The organism is Thermus hydrothermalis, from assembly GCF_022760925.1.
Taxonomy (GTDB): domain Bacteria; phylum Deinococcota; class Deinococci; order Deinococcales; family Thermaceae; genus Thermus; species Thermus hydrothermalis.
In genome coordinates this window covers 38,326-56,327 of record NZ_JAKTNT010000013.1, presented here as the reverse complement: position 1 = coordinate 56,327, position 18,002 = coordinate 38,326, and the positions used below count along the sequence as shown (strand labels likewise).

Below are 18,002 nucleotides of genomic sequence, written 5' to 3'. Positions count from 1 at the left end.
GCTTCATGGAAACTTCCATCCTCAGGATAGGGCAACGGGAGGCCTTTTGCAAGAATGGGGGCATGGGGTACGTGCTCTTGGCCTACCTCCTGGGCTCCTTGGTGGGGGGGCTTCTCTTCTTTCCGGAGGTGCGGGGAAAGGACCTTCCGGGGGGTTCGGGGGTTTTCCGGCAGAAGGGGCCCTGGGCCGCCCTTGGGGTGGTGCTCTTTGACGTGGGCAAAGGGGCCTTGGTGGGGTTTTTGACCCCTGAGGCTTGGCGCCCCTGGGCTGGGGCGGCGGTGGTGGCGGGGCACACCTGGCCCCTTTTTTTCCGCTTCCGGGGGGGCGGGGGCATCGCCCCCTCCTTGGGCTTCTTCCTGGTATGGTTCCCACAGGAGGCCCTTCTTTCCGCCCTTTTCGCCCTCCTGGTGGCGGGCGTCTACCATCTCCTTTGGTGGCGGAGGAGGCGGGGGGTTTACCCCATCCCCTTTGGGGCCCTTTTCGGCTACCTGGTCTTTTTCCTGGAGGTGCCCGGGGAGGGCCGGCTTGCGGTGTTGCTGGTGGCCCTGGTGGTGGCCTTGAGGGGCCTACAAATCCTGAAGGGAAGGTGGTAGCTTTGGGGCATGAAGATCCTGAGGTTTAACGGCGGGAGCTGGGGCATCCTGGAAGGGGAAGTGGTCTTGGAAACCGATGGCCCCGGGGGGAACCCCACGGGCAGGCGCTACGATTTGGCCTCGGTCCGGCTTCTGGTGCCGGCGACCCCGAGCAAGATCGTCTGCGTGGGGCGAAACTACAGGGAGCACATCCGGGAGATGGGGCACGATTTCGGCCACGACCTCCCCCAGGAGCCCGGGCTCTTCCTCAAGGCCCCGAACGCCCTGGCCCACCCGGGCAACCCCATGGACCCCTGGAACACGGGGGATGCGGTGCCCTACCCCTTCTTCACGGGGGAGCTCCACTACGAGGGGGAGCTCGCCGTGGTGGTGGGGGACCGGATGCGCAACGTCCCTCCGGAAAAGGCCTTGGACCACGTCCTCGGGTATACCGCGGCCGTGGACATCACCGCCCGGGACGCCCAGAAGAAGGACCTGCAGTGGGTGCGGGCCAAAAGCGCCGATAAGTTCCTGCCCTTGGGGCCTTGGCTGGAAACCGATCTGGACCCCCAGAACGTCTGGATCCGCACCTACGTGAACGGGGAGCTTCGGCAGGAGGGGCACACCTCCCAGATGATCTTTAGCGTGGCGGAGATCCTCTCCTATATCTCCACCTTCATGACCCTGGAGCCCTTGGACGTGGTCCTCACCGGAACCCCGGAAGGGGTGGGGGCCCTGGAGCCTGGGGACCGCCTCGAGGTGGCGGTGGAGGGCGTAGGCACCCTCCACACCCGCATCGGCCCCAAGGAGGAGCGGCCGTGGTGAGGGTGTTGGACCTGGGGTTCCAGGGGGCGGAGAGGGTGATCGCCAGTTTCCTCCTGGATACCCCCCAAGGGCCCGTCCTGATAGAAACGGGCCCCGAAAGCACCTATCCCCGCCTGGTGGAAGGCTTAAGGGCTCACGGGGTGGAGCCCGAGGCGGTGCGCCACGTCTTCGTCACCCACATCCACCTGGACCACGCCGGGGCCGCCTGGCGCCTGGCCGAGCTTGGGGCCACGGTCTACGTCCACCCCAAGGGGGCCCCTCACCTGGTGGACCCCTCCAAGCTTTTGGCCTCGGCGGAGCGCATCTATGGGGCGCTCCTTAAGCCCCTCTGGGGGGAGCTAAAGGGCATCCCCCCGGAAAGGGTGCGGGCCCTCGAGGACGGGGAGGTGGTGGACCTGGGCGGGGTGAAGGTGCAGGCCTTGGAAACCCTGGGCCACGCCTCCCACCACCACGCCTACCGGGTGGAGGGGGTGGTCTTCGCCGGGGACATCGCCGGGGTGCGCATCGCCCCGGGGCCGGTGCTTCCCCCCACGCCCCCCCCGGACATCCACCTGGAAAGCTGGTACGCCTCCTTGGACCGCCTCCTCTCCCTGCGCCCCGAGGCCCTCTACCTCACCCACTTCGGGGCGTACCGGGACGTGGAGGCGCACCTTCTCGCCCTGCGCCAGGTCCTGGAGGATTGGGCGGGCTTTACGCTAAGCCGCCTTAAGGAAGGCCTCTCCCAAGAGGAGATGACCCGGCGCTTTGAGGCCTACTGGCGGGAGGGCCTGAAGCGGGCGGGGGTGGACGAGGCGGGGATGCGCCTTTACGAGCTCGCCGACCCCCCTTACATGAACCTGCAGGGGCTGGTGCGCTACTGGCAGAAACACCACCCCGAGGCCCTGGAGGGCTAGATGGCCTGGCCCTTTCCCCTGGGCCAGAGGGCCCGGATGGCGGTCCTGGCCTCCGGGCGGGGGACGAACCTGGAGGCCCTGCTTCAGGCCTTCCCCCCTGGGAACCCCTTGGGGGAGGTGGTCCTCGTCCTCTCCGACAACCCCGAGGCCCCTGCCCTGGAGCGGGCCAGGAGGCGGGGGGTGCGGGCGGAGGCCCTTCCCTGGCGGGGACGGAAGGCCTTTGAGGGGGAGGCCCAGGCCCTTTTGCGGGCCATGGAGGTGGACGTGGTCCTCCTCGCCGGCTTCATGCGCCTCCTCTCCCCGGGCTTCGTGGAAGGGTGGTATGGCCGCCTCCTCAACATCCACCCTTCCCTCCTCCCCGATTACCCCGGCCTCCACGTGCACCGGCGGGTCCTGGAGGCGGGGGAAAAGGAAACGGGCTCCACGGTCCACTTCGTGGACCAAGGGGTGGACACGGGGCCCATCGTCCTCCAGGGGCGGGTGCCCGTCCTGCCTGGGGACCGGGAGGAGGAGGTGGAGGCCCGGGTTCTCCGCCTGGAGCACTGGCTTTACCCCAGGGCGGTGCGCCTCCTGCTCTTGGGCCTGGCCCGGCCCCCCGAGGCCTTCTTGGCCTTTCGGGAAGCCCTTTACGCCCTGCCCCCTAGGGAGCGGGCCCTTTACGCCCGGGCCCTTTCCGCCCTGGCCCTTTGGGGCAAGGAAGAGCTTTGGCCCGAGGCCTTCGCCGCCTCCCGCAACCCTTGGGTGCGGGGGGCCTTTCTCCTCGCCCACCTCCTCGCCGCGCCCCACCTGCCCCTGCGGGAGGAGCTTGCCCGCCTGCCCGAGGTGGGAGGGGCGGCCTTGGCGCTTTGGGAGCGGGTAGAATCCCCCCTATGAGGGTTCTGGTGGTGGGCGGCGGGGGGCGGGAGCACGCCCTCCTTTGGAAGGCGGCGGAAAGCCCGCTGGTGGAGAAGCTGTACGCTGCCCCCGGCAACGCCGGGATGGCGGCCTTGGCGGAGCTCGTCCCTTGGAATGGGGACGTGGAGGCTTTGGCGGACTGGGCCTTGGCGGAGGGCATAGACCTCACCCTGGTGGGGCCCGAGGCCCCCTTGGTGGAGGGGATTGCCGATGCCTTCTTGGAGCGGGGCCTGAAGATCTTCGGCCCCACGCAGAAGGCGGCCATGATTGAGGGCTCCAAGGCCTTCGCCAAGGGGCTTATGGAGCGCCACGGCATCCCCACGGCCCGCTACCGGGTCTTCACCGAGGCCCTCGAGGCCCTGGAGTACCTGGAGGAGGTGGGGGTGCCCATCGTGGTGAAGGACTCGGGGCTCGCCGCCGGCAAAGGGGTCACGGTGGCCTTTGACCTACACCAGGCCAAGCAGGCGGTCCTCAACCTCCTCTCGGGCCCCGAGGGGGGGGAGGTGGTGATAGAGGAGTACCTGGAGGGGGAGGAGGCCACGGTGCTCGCCCTCACCGACGGGGAGACCATCCTTCCCCTCCTCCCTTCCCAGGACCACAAGCGCCTCCTGGACGGGGACCAGGGCCCCATGACCGGGGGGATGGGGGCGGTGGCCCCGTACCCCATGGACACCGCCACCCTGCGCCGGGTGGAGGAGGAGATCCTGAAGCCCTTAATCCGGGGCCTCCGGGCGGAAGGGGTGGTCTACCGGGGGGTGGTCTACGCCGGGCTCATGCTCACCCGGGAGGGCCCCAAGGTCCTGGAGTTCAACGCCCGCTTCGGCGACCCCGAGGCGCAGGCGTTGCTTCCCCTCTTGCGAAGCGACCTGGTGGAGCTCGCCCTTAGGGTGGCGGAGGGAAGGCTTGCGGGAACCGAGCTTTCTTGGAAGGAAGGGGCCGCCGCCTGCGTGGTCCTGGCCGCCCCCGGCTACCCCGAGGCCCCCAAAAAGGGCATCCCCCTCCACGTGCCCGAGCCCCCGGAAGGGGTCCTGGTCTTCCATGCGGGCACCCGGTGGGAGGGGGGGCGGCTTCTTTCCACTGGGGGGAGGGTTTTGAACGTGGTGGGCCTGGGGAAGGACCTGGAGGAGGCCCTGGCCCGGGCCTACGCCTTCATCCCGCGGGTGGGCTTCCCGGGGGCGGTCTACCGGAAGGACATTGGGCAGAAGGCCCTTAGGGCCCGCTAGTACTTGAGCCGGGCCAGGGGGAGCCGCTTGCAGGCGGAAAGCACCGCTCCCAGGGTGGCGTAGCCCTTCTCCTTCAGGAGGGGCACCATGCGGGCGAAGACCTCCGCGGTCATGAGGGCGTCCCCGAGGGCGGTGTGCCGGCCGAGCACGGGGACCCCGAAGCGCTCCGCCAGGGCCTCGAGGCGGTGGTCCTTGAGGTCGGGGAAGAGGAGGTGGGCGAGGAGGAGGGTGTCCACCAAGGGGGGCTCCCCCACCCCCACCTTCCGCAGAAAGGCCAGGTCAAAGGCCCCGTTGTGGGCCAGGAGCACCGTGTCCTCCAGGAAGGCCTTGAAGGCGGGGAGGACCTCTTCCAGCCTGGGCTTGCCCTTAAGCATCTCCCAGGTGAGGCCGTGCACCTCCGTGGCCGCCTTGGGGACGGGGCGCCCGGGGTCCACCAGGGCCTCAAAGGTTTCCTGGTAGAGCACCTTTCGCCCCAGCACGTGCACCGCCCCTAGGGCGATGATGGCGTCCTTTTCCGGGTCTAGGCCGGTGGTCTCCAGGTCAAAGGCGGTGTAGAGGAGGCCCTCCAAGGGGGCCTCCTCCAGGGCCTCCGGCACCTGGAGCAGGGCGGGGTCCACCACCTCGGCCCGGGGTGGGGGTCCTTGGGGGACGGGGAGGCTTGGCGCTTCCCTGGCCGGGAGGAGGAGGTGAAGCCGGCCACCCTCCCGCCAAAGGCTTCCCCGGGCGGCCTCCACCGCCTCCTGCAGGAGGGGGTGGGGCTTTGGGGCGGGGTGGGGGAAGCTTAGGGTGAGGCGGAAGAGACCCCCTTGCCGTGCCCCTTCCAGAAAGACCTCCTCCTCGTTTCCCAAGGTGGCGGCGAGGCCCCGGGCCAGGGCGTAGGTGTCCGCTTGCACCAAAAACCCCTCGGCCCCTTCCCTTAGGGCAAACCCCGGGGAAAGCCCCGCCTCCCGCTCCAGGGCCTCCGCCAAAAGGGAAAGGAGGTCTTCCGCCCGCACCTCCTCCACCTGCGCCGGGGCCTTGAGCGCTTCCACCAGGTGGGAAAGGGCCTCCGCCGTGGCCCGGGCTTGGGCGAGGAGGGGGTGGGGCACCTCCTCCGCCAAGGCCTCCACCATGGCCCTAAGCCCCGCCAGCTTGTCCCTTAAGCGGTGCAAGGTGGCCTCCTTTAGCTCCCCCTCCTCCTGCGCCTCTTCCAAAAGGAGCAGAAAGCCCCCTTCCGCCAAGGCCACCGCCTGGAGGCGCAGGGGCCCCCTGGGCCCTTGGGTGAGGAAGCGCTCCTCGGGGAGGGCCAGGGCGTGGGCCAGGAGCCCCCGGTCTAGGAGGCCGAAGAGGCTCTTGCCCGCCCCTAGCCCTTCCCCAAGGAGCCTGCGGGCCGGGGGGTTGTAGAGGAGGACCTGGCCCTTTGGGCTTGCCAGCACCACCCCTTGGGGCAGGTGGGCGATGAGGGCGGCCAGGATTTCCCGCTCCCGCTCCAAGAGGGCCTTGGCCTCGGCGATGCGGGTTTCCACCTCCTTTTCCAGGGCTTCCTTTTCCTCGGCCAGGCGGTTGATGAGCCTGGCCAAGGCCTGAAGCTCAAAGGGTCCCTTGAGGCGCAGGCGGTGGCCGGGATGGGCCAGGAGGACCTCCGCCTCCTGGCCCAGGGCCCGGGTGGCGGCCAGGTACCCCAGGAAAAGGGGGTGGAGGAGGGCGGCCAGCACCAGGGCGAAGAGGAGGCCCAGGAAGAGGAGGAGAAAGGCCTTCTCCTGGGCCACCCGGAGGAGTTCCCGTGCCAGGGCCTCCTCCCCTTGGAGGAGGAGGAAAAGCCCCGCCCCCACCGTCCCCCCCACCAGGAGGAGGCCCAAGAGGAGGGCGCCCAAAAAGCGCAGGGCCTCCCTCATGCCCCCTCCAAGAGCCCCCGCACCCGGGCGAGGAAGTCCTCCGTGGCGAAGGGCTTGCCCAAAAACCCCTCCGCCCCCAGGGCCTCCGCCTTGGCCCGGTCCGCCTCCCGGCCCCGGGCGGTGAGGACCAGGACCTTGGGGGGGCTTGGGCGGGCTTTTAGGCGCTCCAGGACGGCGAAGCCGTCTAGGCCAGGGAGCATCAGGTCTAAGACCACCAGGTCCACGGGGCCTCGCTCCACCGCCTCGAGGGCCTCCTCTCCCGTCTTGGCCAAGGCCACCTCGTACCCTGCCTTGCGCAGGAGAAACTCTAGGGGCACCAAGATGCTCTCCTCGTCATCCACCAAGAGAACCCGCATCCGCCACCTCCAAGGGCAAGGTAAAGGCGAAGGCCCCGCCTTCCCCTTCCTCCAGGTAAAGCCTTCCCCCCAAGGCCTCGGCAAGGCGCCTTGCCAGGTAAAGGCCAAGCCCCGTGCCGCCCGAAAGGCTTTGGAAGGGCTCAAAGATCCGGGGCCGGGCTTCCGCCGGGACCCCAGGGCCATCGTCCAGGACGCGGAAAAGGGCTTCTTGCCCTTTTGGGGCAAGCTCCAGGCGTACCCGGCTTTTGGCGTGGCGCACGGCGTTGGTGAGGAGGTTGAGGAGCACCTGGAGAACCCGGTCCCGGTCGGTGTGGGTGAAGAGTGGGGTCAAGGCCCTTTCCAGTCTAATTCCCCGCTCCCGGGCCAGGGGTTCGGCGAGGCTTAGGGCCTCCTCCGCCAAGGCCTTTAGGTCCGTGGGCCGCTTCTCCAAGGCGGGGTTTGCCTGGAGCCTGGCGTAGGCCAGGATTTCCTCCACCAGGCGGGAAAGCCTTTCCGTTTCCTTGGCCAGGAGGGCGGTGAAGCGCCCTTTTTCCTCCTCCGGGAGGTCCGGGTGGTCCCGCAGGATCTCCGCCAGGGCCCGCACGGCGGTGAGGGGGGTCTTGAGCTCGTGGGAAACCGCCCAAAGGAGCTCGTCCTTGGCTTGGTCCAGGGCCTTGAGCCGCTCGTAGGCCTCGGCCAGCTCCCGCCTTGCCGCCTCCAGGGCTTGGGCGTAGGCCCGCACCTCCTTGGACTCGCGGGCCGCCTCCTCCAGGAGGGGGGTGTAGCCCTCTTCCCCGGGGGCCTTTTGCGTGACGGAAAGGAGTAGGAGCCTCGCCGTGGCCGGGCCGATGGCGGAGGAGAGGAGGGCTTCGGCCCGCAGGGCGGCCTCCCTCCCCGAAAGCCCCTGGGCTTCCCTCAGGAAACCCTCCGCCGCCTCCCGGCCCAAGACCCTTTCCAAAAGGGCGGCGAGCGCCCCCACCTCCCCGGTGCGCCCTTCCCGTTGGGGTCTTCCCCGGCTAAAAAGGGAGATGCCCAGGGTAAGGGCCAGGTTTACCCCAAAGCTCACCAAAAAGCCGTGGGTGATGGGGTCTAGGCCCTTTAGGCCCAAGAGCCCCTCCGGGCGCAGGAGGGGGTGGGGGCCTTCCAGGAAGGCCTGGGGAAGCCAGCCCGAGCGGGCCAGGGCGGGCAGGAAGAGGGTGTAGGCCCAGAGGAGGATCCCGGCCACGAGCCCCGCCAAGGCCCCTGTGCCCGTGGCCCCTTTCCAGTAGAGGCCGAGGAGGGCCGCCGGGGCCAGCTGGGTCACGGCCACGAAGGAGATGAGCCCCATGCCCACCAGGGCGTAGGCCTCCCCCGCCAGGCGGAAGTAGAGGTAGGCGAGGAGCATCACGAAGAGGATGGCGAGCCTTCGCCAAAGGAGGAGGCTTCCCAGGGCCCGGTAGCGCAGGAGGAGGGGGGAGAGGAGGTGGTTGGAAAGCAGGATGGAAAGGGCAAGCCCCTCCACCACCACCATGGCCGTGGCGGCGGAAACCGCCCCCAAGAAGGCCAGGAAGGCCACCCAGGGGTTTCCCGCAAGAAGGGGCAGGGCGAGGACGTAGAGGTCGGGGTTTTCCCCGGGCAAAAGAAGCCTTCCCCAGAGGGCCAAGGGGAGGATGGGCAGGTTGATGAGGAGGAGGTAGAGGGGGAAGGCCCAGGCGGCCTTGGGCAGGTGGCTGGGGTCTTGGCTTTCCACCACCCCCACGTGGAACTGCCGGGGCAGGAAGAGGAAGGCGAGGGCGGAAAGCGCCACCAGGCTCACCCAAGCGAGGTGCCCGGAAAGCCCCTCGGGGGGCAGGAGGAGGGGGTGGAGGTCGGGGCGGGCTTGGGCGAGGGGAAAGGGGTTTCCCAGGCTCAGGAGGACGAAGGCGCCCACCAGGAGGAGGGCGAAGAGCTTCACCAAGGACTCAAAGGCCACCGCCAGGACCAGGCCCGGGTGGCGCTCCGAGGGGTCCAGGCGGCGGGTGCCGAAGAGGATGGCGAAGAGGGCGAGGAGAAGGGCGGTGAGGAGGGCCACGTCCGCCAGGGGAGCCTTTTCCCCGCTTAGGAAGAGGAAGGCTTGGGCGATGGCCTTAAGCTGCAGGGCCAGGTACGGCAAAAGCCCCACCACCAAAAACCCCGCCGCCAGGGGGGCTAGGGGCCCGGGGCCGTAGCGGAGGTGGAGGAAGTCCGCCCAGGAGGTGAGGCGGTGGGTCTTGGCCAGGGCGAGGAGCCTCCCGTGGAGCCAGGGCCAGAGGAGGAGGGTGAGGGTGGGGCCCAGGTAGATGGGGAGGAAGGTGGCCCCCTCCGTGGCCGCCCGGCCGGCGCTCCCCAGGAAAGTCCAGGCGGTGGCGTAGACCGCCAGGGAGAGGGCGTAGACCCAAGGGCTTTGCGTGAGGCGCGGGCGGCCTTCCCCCCACAGGGCCACCAGGAAGAGGAGGCCGAGGTAGAGGAAAAGGCCTAAAAGAAGCGTCCAAGGGCTCATGGCCGGCGGAAGAGGAGAAAGGCCAGAAAGACCACCAAGGCCCAGGCCCCGAAGAGGTAGAGGTAAAGGGGGGGAAGCCCCAAAGGCCCCTCCACCCCCCGGAAGAGGAGGCTTAGGGGCAGGGTGAAGAGGAAGAGGGCGAGGAGGAAAAGGGCAAAGGCTTTTTCCTTCATCGCAGGTTAAAGCGGCTTGCCGTGCTCTCCTGGATTTCCTGGATGGCCCTAAACCCCTCGAGGGCCCGCCGTTTTTCCCCAGCGGAGAGGGCGGTCCAGAGCACCCGGTTCTCCACGGGCCTCCCTTCCCGGAAGGCCTTGAGCTGGTGGGCGAGCCGCAGGCCGAAGAAGAAGCGGAAGGCCTCCTCCAGCCTTTCCGCCCCTTCCCGGCTTAGCGTCCCCGCTTCCGCCGCTATGCGTAGCCTTTCCACCGTGCCCTTGGCGGCGCTTCCCGCCAGGAGGGCGTAAAGCCTCGCCAGGGACACGATGGGGGCGAGGGCGGAGCGCTTGAGGTCTATAAAGCCTTCTTCCGTGCGCACCCGGCCCAGGAAGCCCAAGGGGGGGCGGAACTCCAGGCTGGCCCGGGCCAGGTGGTAGAGGAAGACCCCCCGCTTGGCCCCTTCCAGAATGGCTTCCTCCAGGGGTTTCAGGGAAAGGGCCCCGGCGGCGCTCCGGAAGTCAAAGAAGATCTGGGTTTCCAGGAGGGCCTGGGGCTCGGGGGTTTCCATGAAGCGGCGGAAGGTGGCGATCCAGTCCGCCAGGGGCATGCGCCAGCGGGTGGCCATGTAGCCCCCTTTGCACTCGGGGATCCCCGCCTGCAAAAGCCCCCCCACCACCCGCTCCGCCAGGGCCTGGAAGTAGGCCTCGTGCCCTCCTTCCGCCAGGACCAAGGCGTTGTCTTGGTCGGTGAGGAGGGCTTGCTCCTTTCGGCCTTCCGAGCCGAAGACCATGAAGCTATAGGGGATAGGGGGTGGCCCTAAGGCCGCTTCCGCCTCCTTCACCAGGCGCCGGATCAGGGCATCGTTCAAGGAGGCCACCACCCGACCGATCTCCAGGGCCTCGAGGCCCTTTTGAAAAAGCCCCTCCACCAGGTGGGCCACCTCGGCGCTATAACGGGCGAGCTCCAGGCGCTCAATCCGCCGCAGGAGGAGAAGGGGGCTTTGCGCCTGGTGAAGGAGAAGGTCCGTGTGGGTGACCACGCCCACCAACTTCCCCCCTTCCGTGAGGGGCAGGTGGTGGATCCCCCGCTCCACCATGGCCGCCACCGCCTCGTAAAGGGGGGTATCCGCCGGCAGGGCGAAGAGGGGAGCGGTCATCACCGCCGCCACGGGCGTGGAGGGGGGAAGGCCCTCCGCCAGCACCCGGTTTCTCAGGTCCCGGTCCGTGAGGATGCCCGGGGGGTCCGAGGCCACCAGGAGGCTACTTATGCCCTCCTCCCGCATCCTCCTCGCCGCCTCCTGCACCGGGGCCTCCGGGGCGATGAAGACGGGCTTTCGCCGCACGAGCCGCCCCACGGGGGCGAAGAGGGAGAGGTCGGGCAGGGCCCTAAGCCGTACCCGTTCCACCAGCCCCTGCCCGAAGAAGCGGGCGGCCTCGGGGTAGGCGAGGAGCTTGCGGAAGCTCTCCTCGGGGAAACATAGGAGGCGCACCGGGGTCTTGGCCACCACGCTAAACGCCGGGGGCTCCCCGGAAAGGAGGGACGGGAACCCGAAAAACTCCCCGGGCTCCAGGGTGTCCACCTCCCTTTCCCCGTCCCGGAGGGCCACCTCTCCTTCCAGGACCAGGTAGACCGCCCGGGCCGGCCTTCCCCCTTGCTCCAGGAAAGGGGTGCCTGGGGGGTGGCGCTCCTCCCTGGCCTCTTGAAGGAGGGCTTCCCGTTCAGCCTCGGGAAGGGCGTTCAGGGGTGGGACCGTTCTTGGGTCCATAATCCGGGGTGAGCCAGGCGAGGAGGGGGACCAGGAAGTGGTAGGCCGCCTGCCCGCCCAGGGCTAGGGTCAGCCCTAAGCCCAGGACAAAGGCAGGGGGCAGAAGGACGAAAAGCCGCACCACGCGCCCTAGGCCTGGCGGGGGAAGGGGCCAAAGCCGGTGGTAAAAAACGCCAAGGCCCATGCCTATCAGGGCCGCGAGGGCAAGGCGCAGGAGGAAGCCGGGGGTGGGGAAGGGAAGGCCCAGGGCGTAGTGGCCCCCTAGGTAGAAGAGGAAGAGGGCCGTCAAGCTTCCCAGGTAAAAGCGGAGGTAGCCAAGTACCATACTTCATTCTAGGGTGAGGCCAAAAGGAAAACCCCCCGGGGAGCCCCGGGGGGTTTGGCCTTAGTGCTCTGCCGCCTGGCCCGCCCCTTTGGGCACGCGGATCTCGTCCACCAGCTTCTGGATCTCTGCGGGGGGCGGGGGCGTGGCCCGGGAGACCAGGTAGGCTACCAGGAAGTTGAGGAGCATGCCCACGGTGCCGATGCCCTCCGGGGAGATACCGAAGACGAAGCGGGGCCAGCCCAGGTAGTTCGTGCCCACGATGTAGGTGGCGGTGAAGATCAGCCCTACGAGCATCCCGGCCACCGCCCCCTGGGTGTTCATCCTGCGGTCAAAGATGCCCAGGAGGATGGCGGGGAAGAAGGTGCTGGCGGCAAGCCCGAAGGCAAAGGCCACCAGCTGGGCGATGAAGGCGGGCGGGTTGATGCCAAAGGGGGCTGCGAGGACCGTGACCAGGAGGATCACCACCCGGGCGATGGTGAGCTTGGTGGTCTCCGAGGCCTGGGGGTTGATGATGCGGGTGTAGAGGTCGTGGGAGATGGCGCTGGCCATGACGATGAGAAGCCCCGCCGCTGTGGAAAGCGCCGCCGCCAGGCCGCCTGCCGCCACCAGGCCTACCACGATGGGGGAAAGCTTCGCCACCTCGGGGGTGGAGAGGACGATGATGTCCCGGTCAATGGTGATCTCGTTGGTGTCGCGGCTAGCGGTGATTTGGTAGATGCCGTCCCCGTTTTTGTCCTCCAGCTTGAGAAGGCCCGTCTTGCTCCACTTCTGCACCCAGTCAATCTGCTGCACTTCCTCCACCGGCTTGTTGGCCAAGGTGTTCAGGAGGTTGTACTTGGAGAAGACGGCCACAGCGGGGGCGGTGGTGTAGAGAAGGGCGATGAAGAGGAGGGCCCACCCGGCGCTCCAGCGGGCGTCGGAGGCCTTGGGCACGGTGTAGAAACGGATGATCACGTGGGGTAGGCCGGCCGTACCCACCATGAGGGTTAGGGTGATGAGGAAGACGTTGAGCTGGCTCAGGCTTTGGAAGGGCTTGACATATTCGTTGAGGCCAAGTTCCACCTGCAGTTGGCTAAGCCGCACAGCGAAGTCTGAGAAGGTGAAGGCGAGCTGGGGGATGGGGTTTCCCGTGAGGAGGTTGGCGAGGGCGATGCCGGTGATGAGGTAGGCGATGATGAGCACGGTGTACTGGGCCACCTGGGTCCAGGTGATGCCCTTCATCCCACCGATTACGGCGATGAAGGCGGTGACCAAAACGGCGGCCCACACGCCCGTGGCCACATCCACCCCTAGATAGCGGGAAAGGACGATGCCCACGCCCCGGAGCTGGGGCACCACGTACACGAAGGAAACGAAGAGGGCGGAGATCACCGCCACCACCCGGGCCACGTTGGAGTAGTACCGGTCCCCCACGAACTCGGGCACGGTGAACTTGCCGTACTTGCGCAGGTAAGGGGCGAGGAGGAGGGCGAGGAGGACGTACCCTCCCGTCCAGCCCATGAGGTACACCGCCCCGTCAAACCCGAGGAAGGAGATGAGGCCTGCCATAGAGATGAAGCTCGCCCCCGACATCCAGTCGGCGGCGGTGGCGGCCCCGTTGGCCACGGGGGGTACGCCGCGGCCTGCCACGTAGAACCCCGTGGTCTCCCGCACGCGGGCCCAGTAGCCGATGCCCAGGTAGAGGGCGAAGGTGAGGAGTACGATGATCCAAGTCCAAACTTCCGCGGTCATACCAACCTCCTAGTCCTCAAAGCCGTACTTCCGGTCCAAAGCGGCCATGCGGTAGGCGTAGTAGAAGATGAGGATCACAAACACGTAGATGCTCCCCTGCTGGGCGATCCAAAACCCCAAGGGGGGGCCGCCGAAGAGGCGGATGGCGTTGAGGGGTTCTGCCAAGAGGATGCCCAAGACATAGCCAACCAAAGCCCAAATGATGAGGAGGTTTCGGATAAGGTTTAGGTTTTCCTTCCAGTAAGCTTCTAGCCCGCTCATAACTCCCTCCCCCGCTTGGGAAGCGGTACGCGCTTCCGCCAGCAAAGCTTCCCTCGCGGTTAGCGGCAATCTTAGGGAAGGATGAGGGGGGTGTCAAGAAACGGGGGCTTTGCGACCATGCGCAAAAGCCAGGGTTTCCCCGGGGAGAAGGGGGGCTAGGAAGCCAAAACCCACCCCCTCGAGGGGGTGGGGAGGTGAGGAGAGGAGGCTACTCCTCCAGGGTGGAGAGGTCCCCGGGGTCCTTGCCCAGTTCCTGGGCTTTGAGGAGGCGGCGCAGGATCTTCCCCGAGCGCGTCTTGGGGAGCTTCTCCAGGAAGACCACCTCGCTGGGGGTGGCGATGGGCCCCAACTCCCTGCGCACGTGCTGCACGATGCTTTCCCTTAGCTCCTCCGAAGGGGTTTGCCCGGCGCGCAACACCACGAAGGCCTTGATGGCCTCCCCCTTCAGGGGGTCGGGCACGCCGATCACCGCCGCCTCCGCCACCGCCGGGTGGGAAACCAAGGCGCTCTCCACGTCCGCGGTGCCGATGCGGTGGCCGGCCACGTTGAGGACGTCGTCCGCCCGGCCCAGGATGCTGAAATAACCCTCCTCGTCCATCACCGCCACGTCCCCGGCGGCGTAGACCCCTCCCGGCACCTCGCGCCAGTACTGGAGGTAGCGCTCGTGGTTGCCCCAGACGGTGCGCATCATGTGGGGGAAGGGCCTTTTGAGCGCCAAAAGCCCCCCTTGCCCCGGGGGGACGGGCTTCCCCTCCTCGTCCACCACCAAGGCCTCCACCCCCGGCAAGGCTACCCCGGCAAACCCCGGCTTGGCGGGAAGGGCGAGGGGGGTGCCCAGGGTGGGCCCGCCCAGCTCCGTCTGCCACCAGTTGTCCGCCACGAAGCCCCGCTGGCCCCCCTCCACCAGGTGGGCGTAGGCCCAGCGCAGGGCCTCGGGGTTTAGGGGCTCGCCCGCCACGGCGAGGAGGCGCAAGGAGGAGAGGTCGTACCGCTTGGGCCACTCGGGGCCGTACTTCATGAAAAGCCGCACCGCCGTGGGGGCGGTGAACATCACGTTCACCCGGTACCGCTCCACCACCTGCCAGAAGGCCCCGGGGTCGGGGTAGTCCGGGGCCCCTTCCCGGAGCACGGAGGTGATGCCTTCCAAGAGGGGGGCGTAGACGATGTAGGAGTGGCCCACGATCCAGCCGATGTCGCTGGTGGCCCAGAAGACGTCCTCGTCCTTCACGTCAAAGAAGGTGCGCAGGTGGTAGGTGGTGCCCACCATGTAGCCCCCGTGGACGTGGACCACCCCCTTGGGTTTGCCCGTGGAGCCCGAGGTGTAGAGGATGAAGAGGGGGTGTTCCGCCTCCACCATCTCCGCCCGGGCCTCCGGGGGGGTGTTCCAGAGGAGCTCGTGGAGGTCGTAATGCCCCTCGGGAAGCTCCGCCCGGTAGGCCCGTTGGAACCAGATGACCTTCAGGGGAAGGTCCCGAATGGCCTCCTCCACGATGGACCGGAGGTCCACGCCCTTCCCCCTCCGGTAGCTCACGTCCCCGGCGATGAGGAGCTTGGCCCCGGCATCCAGGATGCGCTCCCTCAAGGCCGCCACCCCGAGCCCGGCGTAGACCACGCTGTGGATGGCCCCCAGGTAGGCCACGGCCAGCATGGCGATGACCCCCTCCAGGGTGAGGGGCATGTAGATCACCACCCGGTCCCCCTTGCCCACCCCAAGCCCTTTAAGCGCCGTGGCCAGGCGGCGCACCCGGTCCAGGAGTTCCCCGTAGGTGAGCTTCGCTTCCCGGCCGTCCTCGGAGAGGTAGAGGAGGGCCACCTTGTTCCTCAGGCCCCGCTCCACGTTGCGCTCCAGGGCGTTGTAGACGGCGTTGGTGGTGCCCTCCAGGAACCAGCGGTGCTCGGGGAGGTGCCACTCCAGGACCTTCTGGAAGGGCTTCTCCCAGTAGAACCGCTTCGCCCACTCCCCCCAGAAGCCCTCGGGGTCTTCCAGGCTCCGCCGGTACTCCGCAGCGAGGTCCTTCAGGTTGGCCGCTTGCCGCAAGGGTTCTGGGGCCCAAAGCCTTTCTTCCGCCCTAAGGAGTTTTTCCACCGCCATAGCTTTCCTCCAGTCCCGAGGTGTCCCCCGGGTCTAGGCCCAAAAGCTCCGCCTTTAAGAGGCGCCGCAGGATCTTGCCGCTCCGGGTGCGGGGGAGGCTTTCGGCGAAGAGGACCCGGGGCGGGGGCACGGGGCCCAGGTGGCGCAGGAGGTGGGCCTTGAGCTTTTCCGCCAGGAGGGGTTTGAGCTCCTCGGGTACCGCCTGCTTGGGCACCACGAAGACCACGATCTCCTCCCCCTCTTCCCCCGGGACCCCAATGGCCGCCGCCTCCGCCACCTGGGGGTGGGTGAGGGCGGCGGCCTCCACCTCGGCGGTGCCGAGCCTGGCTTCCCCCACCTTGATCACCTCCTCCGAGCGCCCCAGGATGCGGAAATACCCCTCCTCGTCCATCACCGCCAGGTCCCCGGTCCAGTAAAGCCCCCCCTGCCAGGGGTTTCCCCCTCCAAGGAGGTCCACCAGCTGGGCGGGGCCCGCCCGGAGGAGGACCAGGTGCCCCTTGGCCCCCGGGGGGAGGACCTCGCCCCGCTCGTCCACCACCCGGGCCTCCACCCCGGGCAGGGGCACCCCCACGAAGCCCGGCTTGGCGGAAAGGGTGAGGGGGGTGGCGAGGGCCGGGGCCCCTAGCTCCGTCTGCCACCAGTTGTCCACGGGCCAGGCCAGGTTCTCCCGGGTCCAGCGCCACACCTCCGGGGCCAAGGCCTCCCCCACGCTCCCCACCAGGCGCAGGCCCGTGGGCCTGGCCTCCCCGTGGCGCCTTAGGGTGCGGAGCAGGGTGGGGGAGGTGAGGAGGACGTCCACCCCAAGCCGGGCCAGGCGCTCGTAGAAGGCGGCGGGGCTTGGGTGGTCGGGCCGGTCTTCCGCCAGGAGGCTCGTTCCCCCAAGGAAAAGGGGGGCGTAGAGGCCGAAGGAATGGCCCACCACCCAGAAGAGGTCGGCGGTGGTGTGGAAGACCTCCCCCGGTTTCAGGTCAAAGAGGTAGCGGAGGGCCCAGGCCACCCCCACCATGTACCCCCCGTGGCCGTGGACCACGCCCTTGGGCTTCCCCGTGGAGCCCGAGGTGTGGAGGAGGAAGAGGGGGTGGTGGGCGGGCACGGGCACGGGGTCCACCGGCCTCCCTTCCGAAACCCTTTCCCAAAACTCCGTGCTCCCCCGCGCGTGCCAGAGCACGGGGAGGTCTAGCCCCGCTATGGCCGCCTCCACCACGGGGCGCAAGGGGACCAGTTGCCCCCTGCGGTAGTAGCCGTCGGCGGCGAGGAGGAGGCGGGCCTGGCTTTGGAGAAGCCTTTCCCTTAAGGCCTCAGGTCCAAGGCCCACGGGCAAGGCCACGTGCACCGCTCCTATGCGGGCCAGGGCCAAAAGGGCTAAGGCAGCCTCGGCCCCTGTGGGCATGTAGAGGGCCACCCGGTCCCCGGGCCGGACCCCTAAACCCCAAAGGAGGCCCGCCAGGCGGGCGGAGAGCTCCTTGAGTTCCCGGTAGGTCCACTTTTCCAGGCGCCCTTCCCCGTCCAGGGTGAGGAGGGCCACCTGTTGGGCCCTTTCCGGGAGGTGGCGGTCCAGGGCGTTTAGGGCGGCGTTGGTGAGCCCCCCTTGGAACCAGCGGCGGCTTTCGGGGTCGTAGGCCTTTTCCCAGGGCTTTTCCCAGAAGAACGCCCGGGCGAAGGGGCCAAAGAAGCCCTCGGGGTCCTCGAGGGCCTCCCGGTAGGCGGCGGCGAAGTCCTGCAGGTTGGCCTTCTCCTTGAGCCCTGGGGGAGGGTCCACCACCTCCACCCGGAAGCTCCCCTCCGGGGGCGGGGCGAGGCTTGGGGGCTCGGGGGGCTTGAGGTAAGGGGAAACCTGGGCCACCTCGGAAAGGGCCCGGGCCAGGCGGCTAAAGGCGAAGGGGAAGCGCCGGGCCGGCACCACCACGCCCAAGGCCCCGAGGAGCTCCCCGCCTGGGCCAAAAAGGGGGGCGGCCAAGGCGGAAAGCCCCAAGGCGTACTCCTCCATCTCCGCCGCCAGGCCCGATTCCCGCACCCGTTTGAGCTCCTCCTCCAGGGCCAAGGGGTCCGTGAGGGTATAGGGGGTGCGGGGGCGGAGAGGGGGGAGGGGCAGGGCGTGGAAGGCCAGGAGGACCTTGCCCAGGGCCAGGGCGTGGGCCTCCTCGGGGAGGGTTTCCCCCAAGGGGTGGGGCTGGCCCTGCCGCCCCCGGGTCTTGAGCCGCACCCCTTCGGGGGTGAGGAGGGCCAGGTAGCAGCGCTCCCGCGTGCGCAGGTAAAGCTCCTCGAGGGCCTCCTCCAAGGGCGTGGTCTCCACCCTCAGGGGCTTGGCGCTTCCTAGGCGGTAGCCCCTTTCCCCTTTAACGGCGAAGCCTTCCTCCACCAGGCTATTGAGAAGGGCGTAGGCGGTGGAAAGGCTTTTCCCCAGGAGGCGGGCCACCTCCTTCACCTCTACCCCCTCGGGGTGCTCCGCCAGGTAGGCCAGGATGCGCAAGGCGGCCTGGACGGTGGAGAGGCTTCGCTTCTTGGCCATCTGCCCCCATCTTGCCCTTGGTAGGCCCTTCCCTGTCAAGAAAGGGGGGCTTT

15 protein-coding genes are annotated in these 18,002 nt (G+C 68.4%); 5 read left to right on the top strand and 10 right to left on the bottom strand.

The genetic code is table 11. The features are described 5' to 3' along the window. The first annotated feature begins 62 nt into the window (after positions 1-62). The 5 genes from L0C60_RS09080 to purD are packed head-to-tail and all read left to right on the top strand — an operon-like array spanning position 63 to position 4,407. Positions 63-593 carry a glycerol-3-phosphate acyltransferase gene (locus L0C60_RS09080; protein ID WP_234505255.1) on the top strand — a complete coding sequence of 177 codons (531 nt, stop codon included), beginning with the start codon at positions 63-65 and terminating at the stop codon, positions 591-593. A gap of 9 nt (positions 594-602) precedes the next feature. Next, positions 603-1,397 (top strand): fumarylacetoacetate hydrolase family protein, encoded by a 795-nt coding sequence (locus L0C60_RS09075; protein ID WP_234505257.1) that lies wholly within the window; start codon positions 603-605, stop codon positions 1,395-1,397. Continuing rightward, on the top strand, positions 1,391-2,290 hold the full coding sequence (locus L0C60_RS09070; protein ID WP_234505259.1) for an MBL fold metallo-hydrolase: 900 nt from the start codon (positions 1,391-1,393) through the stop codon (positions 2,288-2,290). The genes L0C60_RS09075 and L0C60_RS09070 overlap by 7 nt, the downstream gene beginning before the upstream one ends. Further along, a complete protein-coding gene (gene purN, locus L0C60_RS09065) occupies positions 2,291-3,163 on the top strand; it encodes a phosphoribosylglycinamide formyltransferase (protein ID WP_234505261.1) in 873 nt (290 codons plus the stop codon). Beyond that, the gene (gene purD / locus L0C60_RS09060) at positions 3,160-4,407 is read left to right on the top strand and encodes a phosphoribosylamine--glycine ligase (protein ID WP_234505263.1); all 1,248 of its coding nucleotides are present in this window, start codon (positions 3,160-3,162) and stop codon (positions 4,405-4,407) included. The genes purN and purD overlap by 4 nt, the downstream gene beginning before the upstream one ends. Here the strand turns inward: purD and L0C60_RS09055 are convergent. From L0C60_RS09055 to L0C60_RS09010, 10 genes are all read right to left on the bottom strand, one after another. Continuing rightward, positions 4,404-6,281 (bottom strand): 3'-5' exonuclease, encoded by a 1,878-nt coding sequence (locus L0C60_RS09055; RefSeq protein ID WP_234505265.1) that lies wholly within the window; start codon positions 6,279-6,281, stop codon positions 4,404-4,406. The genes purD and L0C60_RS09055 overlap by 4 nt on opposite strands. Beyond that, on the bottom strand, positions 6,278-6,637 hold the full coding sequence (locus L0C60_RS09050) for a response regulator transcription factor (protein ID WP_234505267.1): 360 nt from the start codon (positions 6,635-6,637) through the stop codon (positions 6,278-6,280). Before L0C60_RS09050 ends, L0C60_RS09055 begins: the two co-directional genes overlap by 4 nt. Next, complete coding sequence (locus L0C60_RS09045) at positions 6,615-9,113, bottom strand: ATP-binding protein (protein ID WP_234505270.1); 2,499 nt, start codon at positions 9,111-9,113, stop codon at positions 6,615-6,617. The genes L0C60_RS09050 and L0C60_RS09045 overlap by 23 nt, the downstream gene beginning before the upstream one ends. Then, positions 9,110-9,286, bottom strand: a complete 177-nt coding sequence (locus L0C60_RS09040) for a hypothetical protein (protein ID WP_234505273.1) — start codon at positions 9,284-9,286, stop codon at positions 9,110-9,112. Before L0C60_RS09040 ends, L0C60_RS09045 begins: the two co-directional genes overlap by 4 nt. Further along, the gene (locus tag L0C60_RS09035; protein WP_234505276.1) at positions 9,283-11,031 is read right to left on the bottom strand and encodes a DUF294 nucleotidyltransferase-like domain-containing protein; all 1,749 of its coding nucleotides are present in this window, start codon (positions 11,029-11,031) and stop codon (positions 9,283-9,285) included. The genes L0C60_RS09040 and L0C60_RS09035 overlap by 4 nt, the downstream gene beginning before the upstream one ends. Further along, the gene (locus L0C60_RS09030) at positions 10,985-11,356 is read right to left on the bottom strand and encodes a hypothetical protein (protein ID WP_234505279.1); all 372 of its coding nucleotides are present in this window, start codon (positions 11,354-11,356) and stop codon (positions 10,985-10,987) included. The genes L0C60_RS09035 and L0C60_RS09030 overlap by 47 nt, the downstream gene beginning before the upstream one ends. A gap of 60 nt (positions 11,357-11,416) precedes the next feature. Continuing rightward, entirely contained in the window at positions 11,417-13,087 is a 1,671-nt protein-coding gene (locus L0C60_RS09025) for a sodium:solute symporter family protein (RefSeq protein ID WP_243092681.1), read from the bottom strand. 9 nt (positions 13,088-13,096) lie between these two features. After that, positions 13,097-13,348 carry a DUF4212 domain-containing protein gene (locus L0C60_RS09020; protein WP_234505299.1) on the bottom strand — a complete coding sequence of 84 codons (252 nt, stop codon included), beginning with the start codon at positions 13,346-13,348 and terminating at the stop codon, positions 13,097-13,099. A 208-nt stretch (positions 13,349-13,556) separates the two neighbouring features. Further along, positions 13,557-15,440 carry an acetate--CoA ligase gene (acs, locus tag L0C60_RS09015; RefSeq protein WP_234505302.1) on the bottom strand — a complete coding sequence of 628 codons (1,884 nt, stop codon included), beginning with the start codon at positions 15,438-15,440 and terminating at the stop codon, positions 13,557-13,559. Beyond that, on the bottom strand, positions 15,418-17,949 hold the full coding sequence (locus tag L0C60_RS09010; RefSeq protein WP_234505305.1) for an AMP-binding protein: 2,532 nt from the start codon (positions 17,947-17,949) through the stop codon (positions 15,418-15,420). Before L0C60_RS09010 ends, acs begins: the two co-directional genes overlap by 23 nt. Between the last annotated feature and the right edge of the window lie 53 nt (positions 17,950-18,002).

Bases quoted from the DNA above. Each gene is read 5' to 3' on its own strand.
- L0C60_RS09080 (WP_234505255.1), top strand. From the start codon at position 63: ATGGGGTACGTGCTCTTGGCCTACCTCCTGGGCTCCTTGGTGGGGGGG.
- L0C60_RS09075 (WP_234505257.1), top strand. From the start codon at position 603: ATGAAGATCCTGAGGTTTAACGGCGGGAGCTGGGGCATCCTGGAAGGG.
- purN (WP_234505261.1), top strand. From the start codon at position 2,291: ATGGCCTGGCCCTTTCCCCTGGGCCAGAGGGCCCGGATGGCGGTCCTG.
- purD (WP_234505263.1), top strand. From the start codon at position 3,160: ATGAGGGTTCTGGTGGTGGGCGGCGGGGGGCGGGAGCACGCCCTCCTT.
- L0C60_RS09055 (WP_234505265.1), bottom strand. From the start codon at position 6,281: ATGAGGGAGGCCCTGCGCTTTTTGGGCGCCCTCCTCTTGGGCCTCCTC.
- L0C60_RS09050 (WP_234505267.1), bottom strand. From the start codon at position 6,637: ATGCGGGTTCTCTTGGTGGATGACGAGGAGAGCATCTTGGTGCCCCTA.
- L0C60_RS09045 (WP_234505270.1), bottom strand. From the start codon at position 9,113: ATGAGCCCTTGGACGCTTCTTTTAGGCCTTTTCCTCTACCTCGGCCTC.
- L0C60_RS09040 (WP_234505273.1), bottom strand. From the start codon at position 9,286: ATGAAGGAAAAAGCCTTTGCCCTTTTCCTCCTCGCCCTCTTCCTCTTC.
- L0C60_RS09035 (WP_234505276.1), bottom strand. From the start codon at position 11,031: ATGGACCCAAGAACGGTCCCACCCCTGAACGCCCTTCCCGAGGCTGAA.
- L0C60_RS09030 (WP_234505279.1), bottom strand. From the start codon at position 11,356: ATGGTACTTGGCTACCTCCGCTTTTACCTGGGAAGCTTGACGGCCCTC.
- L0C60_RS09025 (WP_243092681.1), bottom strand. From the start codon at position 13,087: ATGACCGCGGAAGTTTGGACTTGGATCATCGTACTCCTCACCTTCGCC.
- L0C60_RS09020 (WP_234505299.1), bottom strand. From the start codon at position 13,348: ATGAGCGGGCTAGAAGCTTACTGGAAGGAAAACCTAAACCTTATCCGA.
- acs (WP_234505302.1), bottom strand. From the start codon at position 15,440: ATGGCGGTGGAAAAACTCCTTAGGGCGGAAGAAAGGCTTTGGGCCCCA.
- L0C60_RS09010 (WP_234505305.1), bottom strand. From the start codon at position 17,949: ATGGCCAAGAAGCGAAGCCTCTCCACCGTCCAGGCCGCCTTGCGCATC.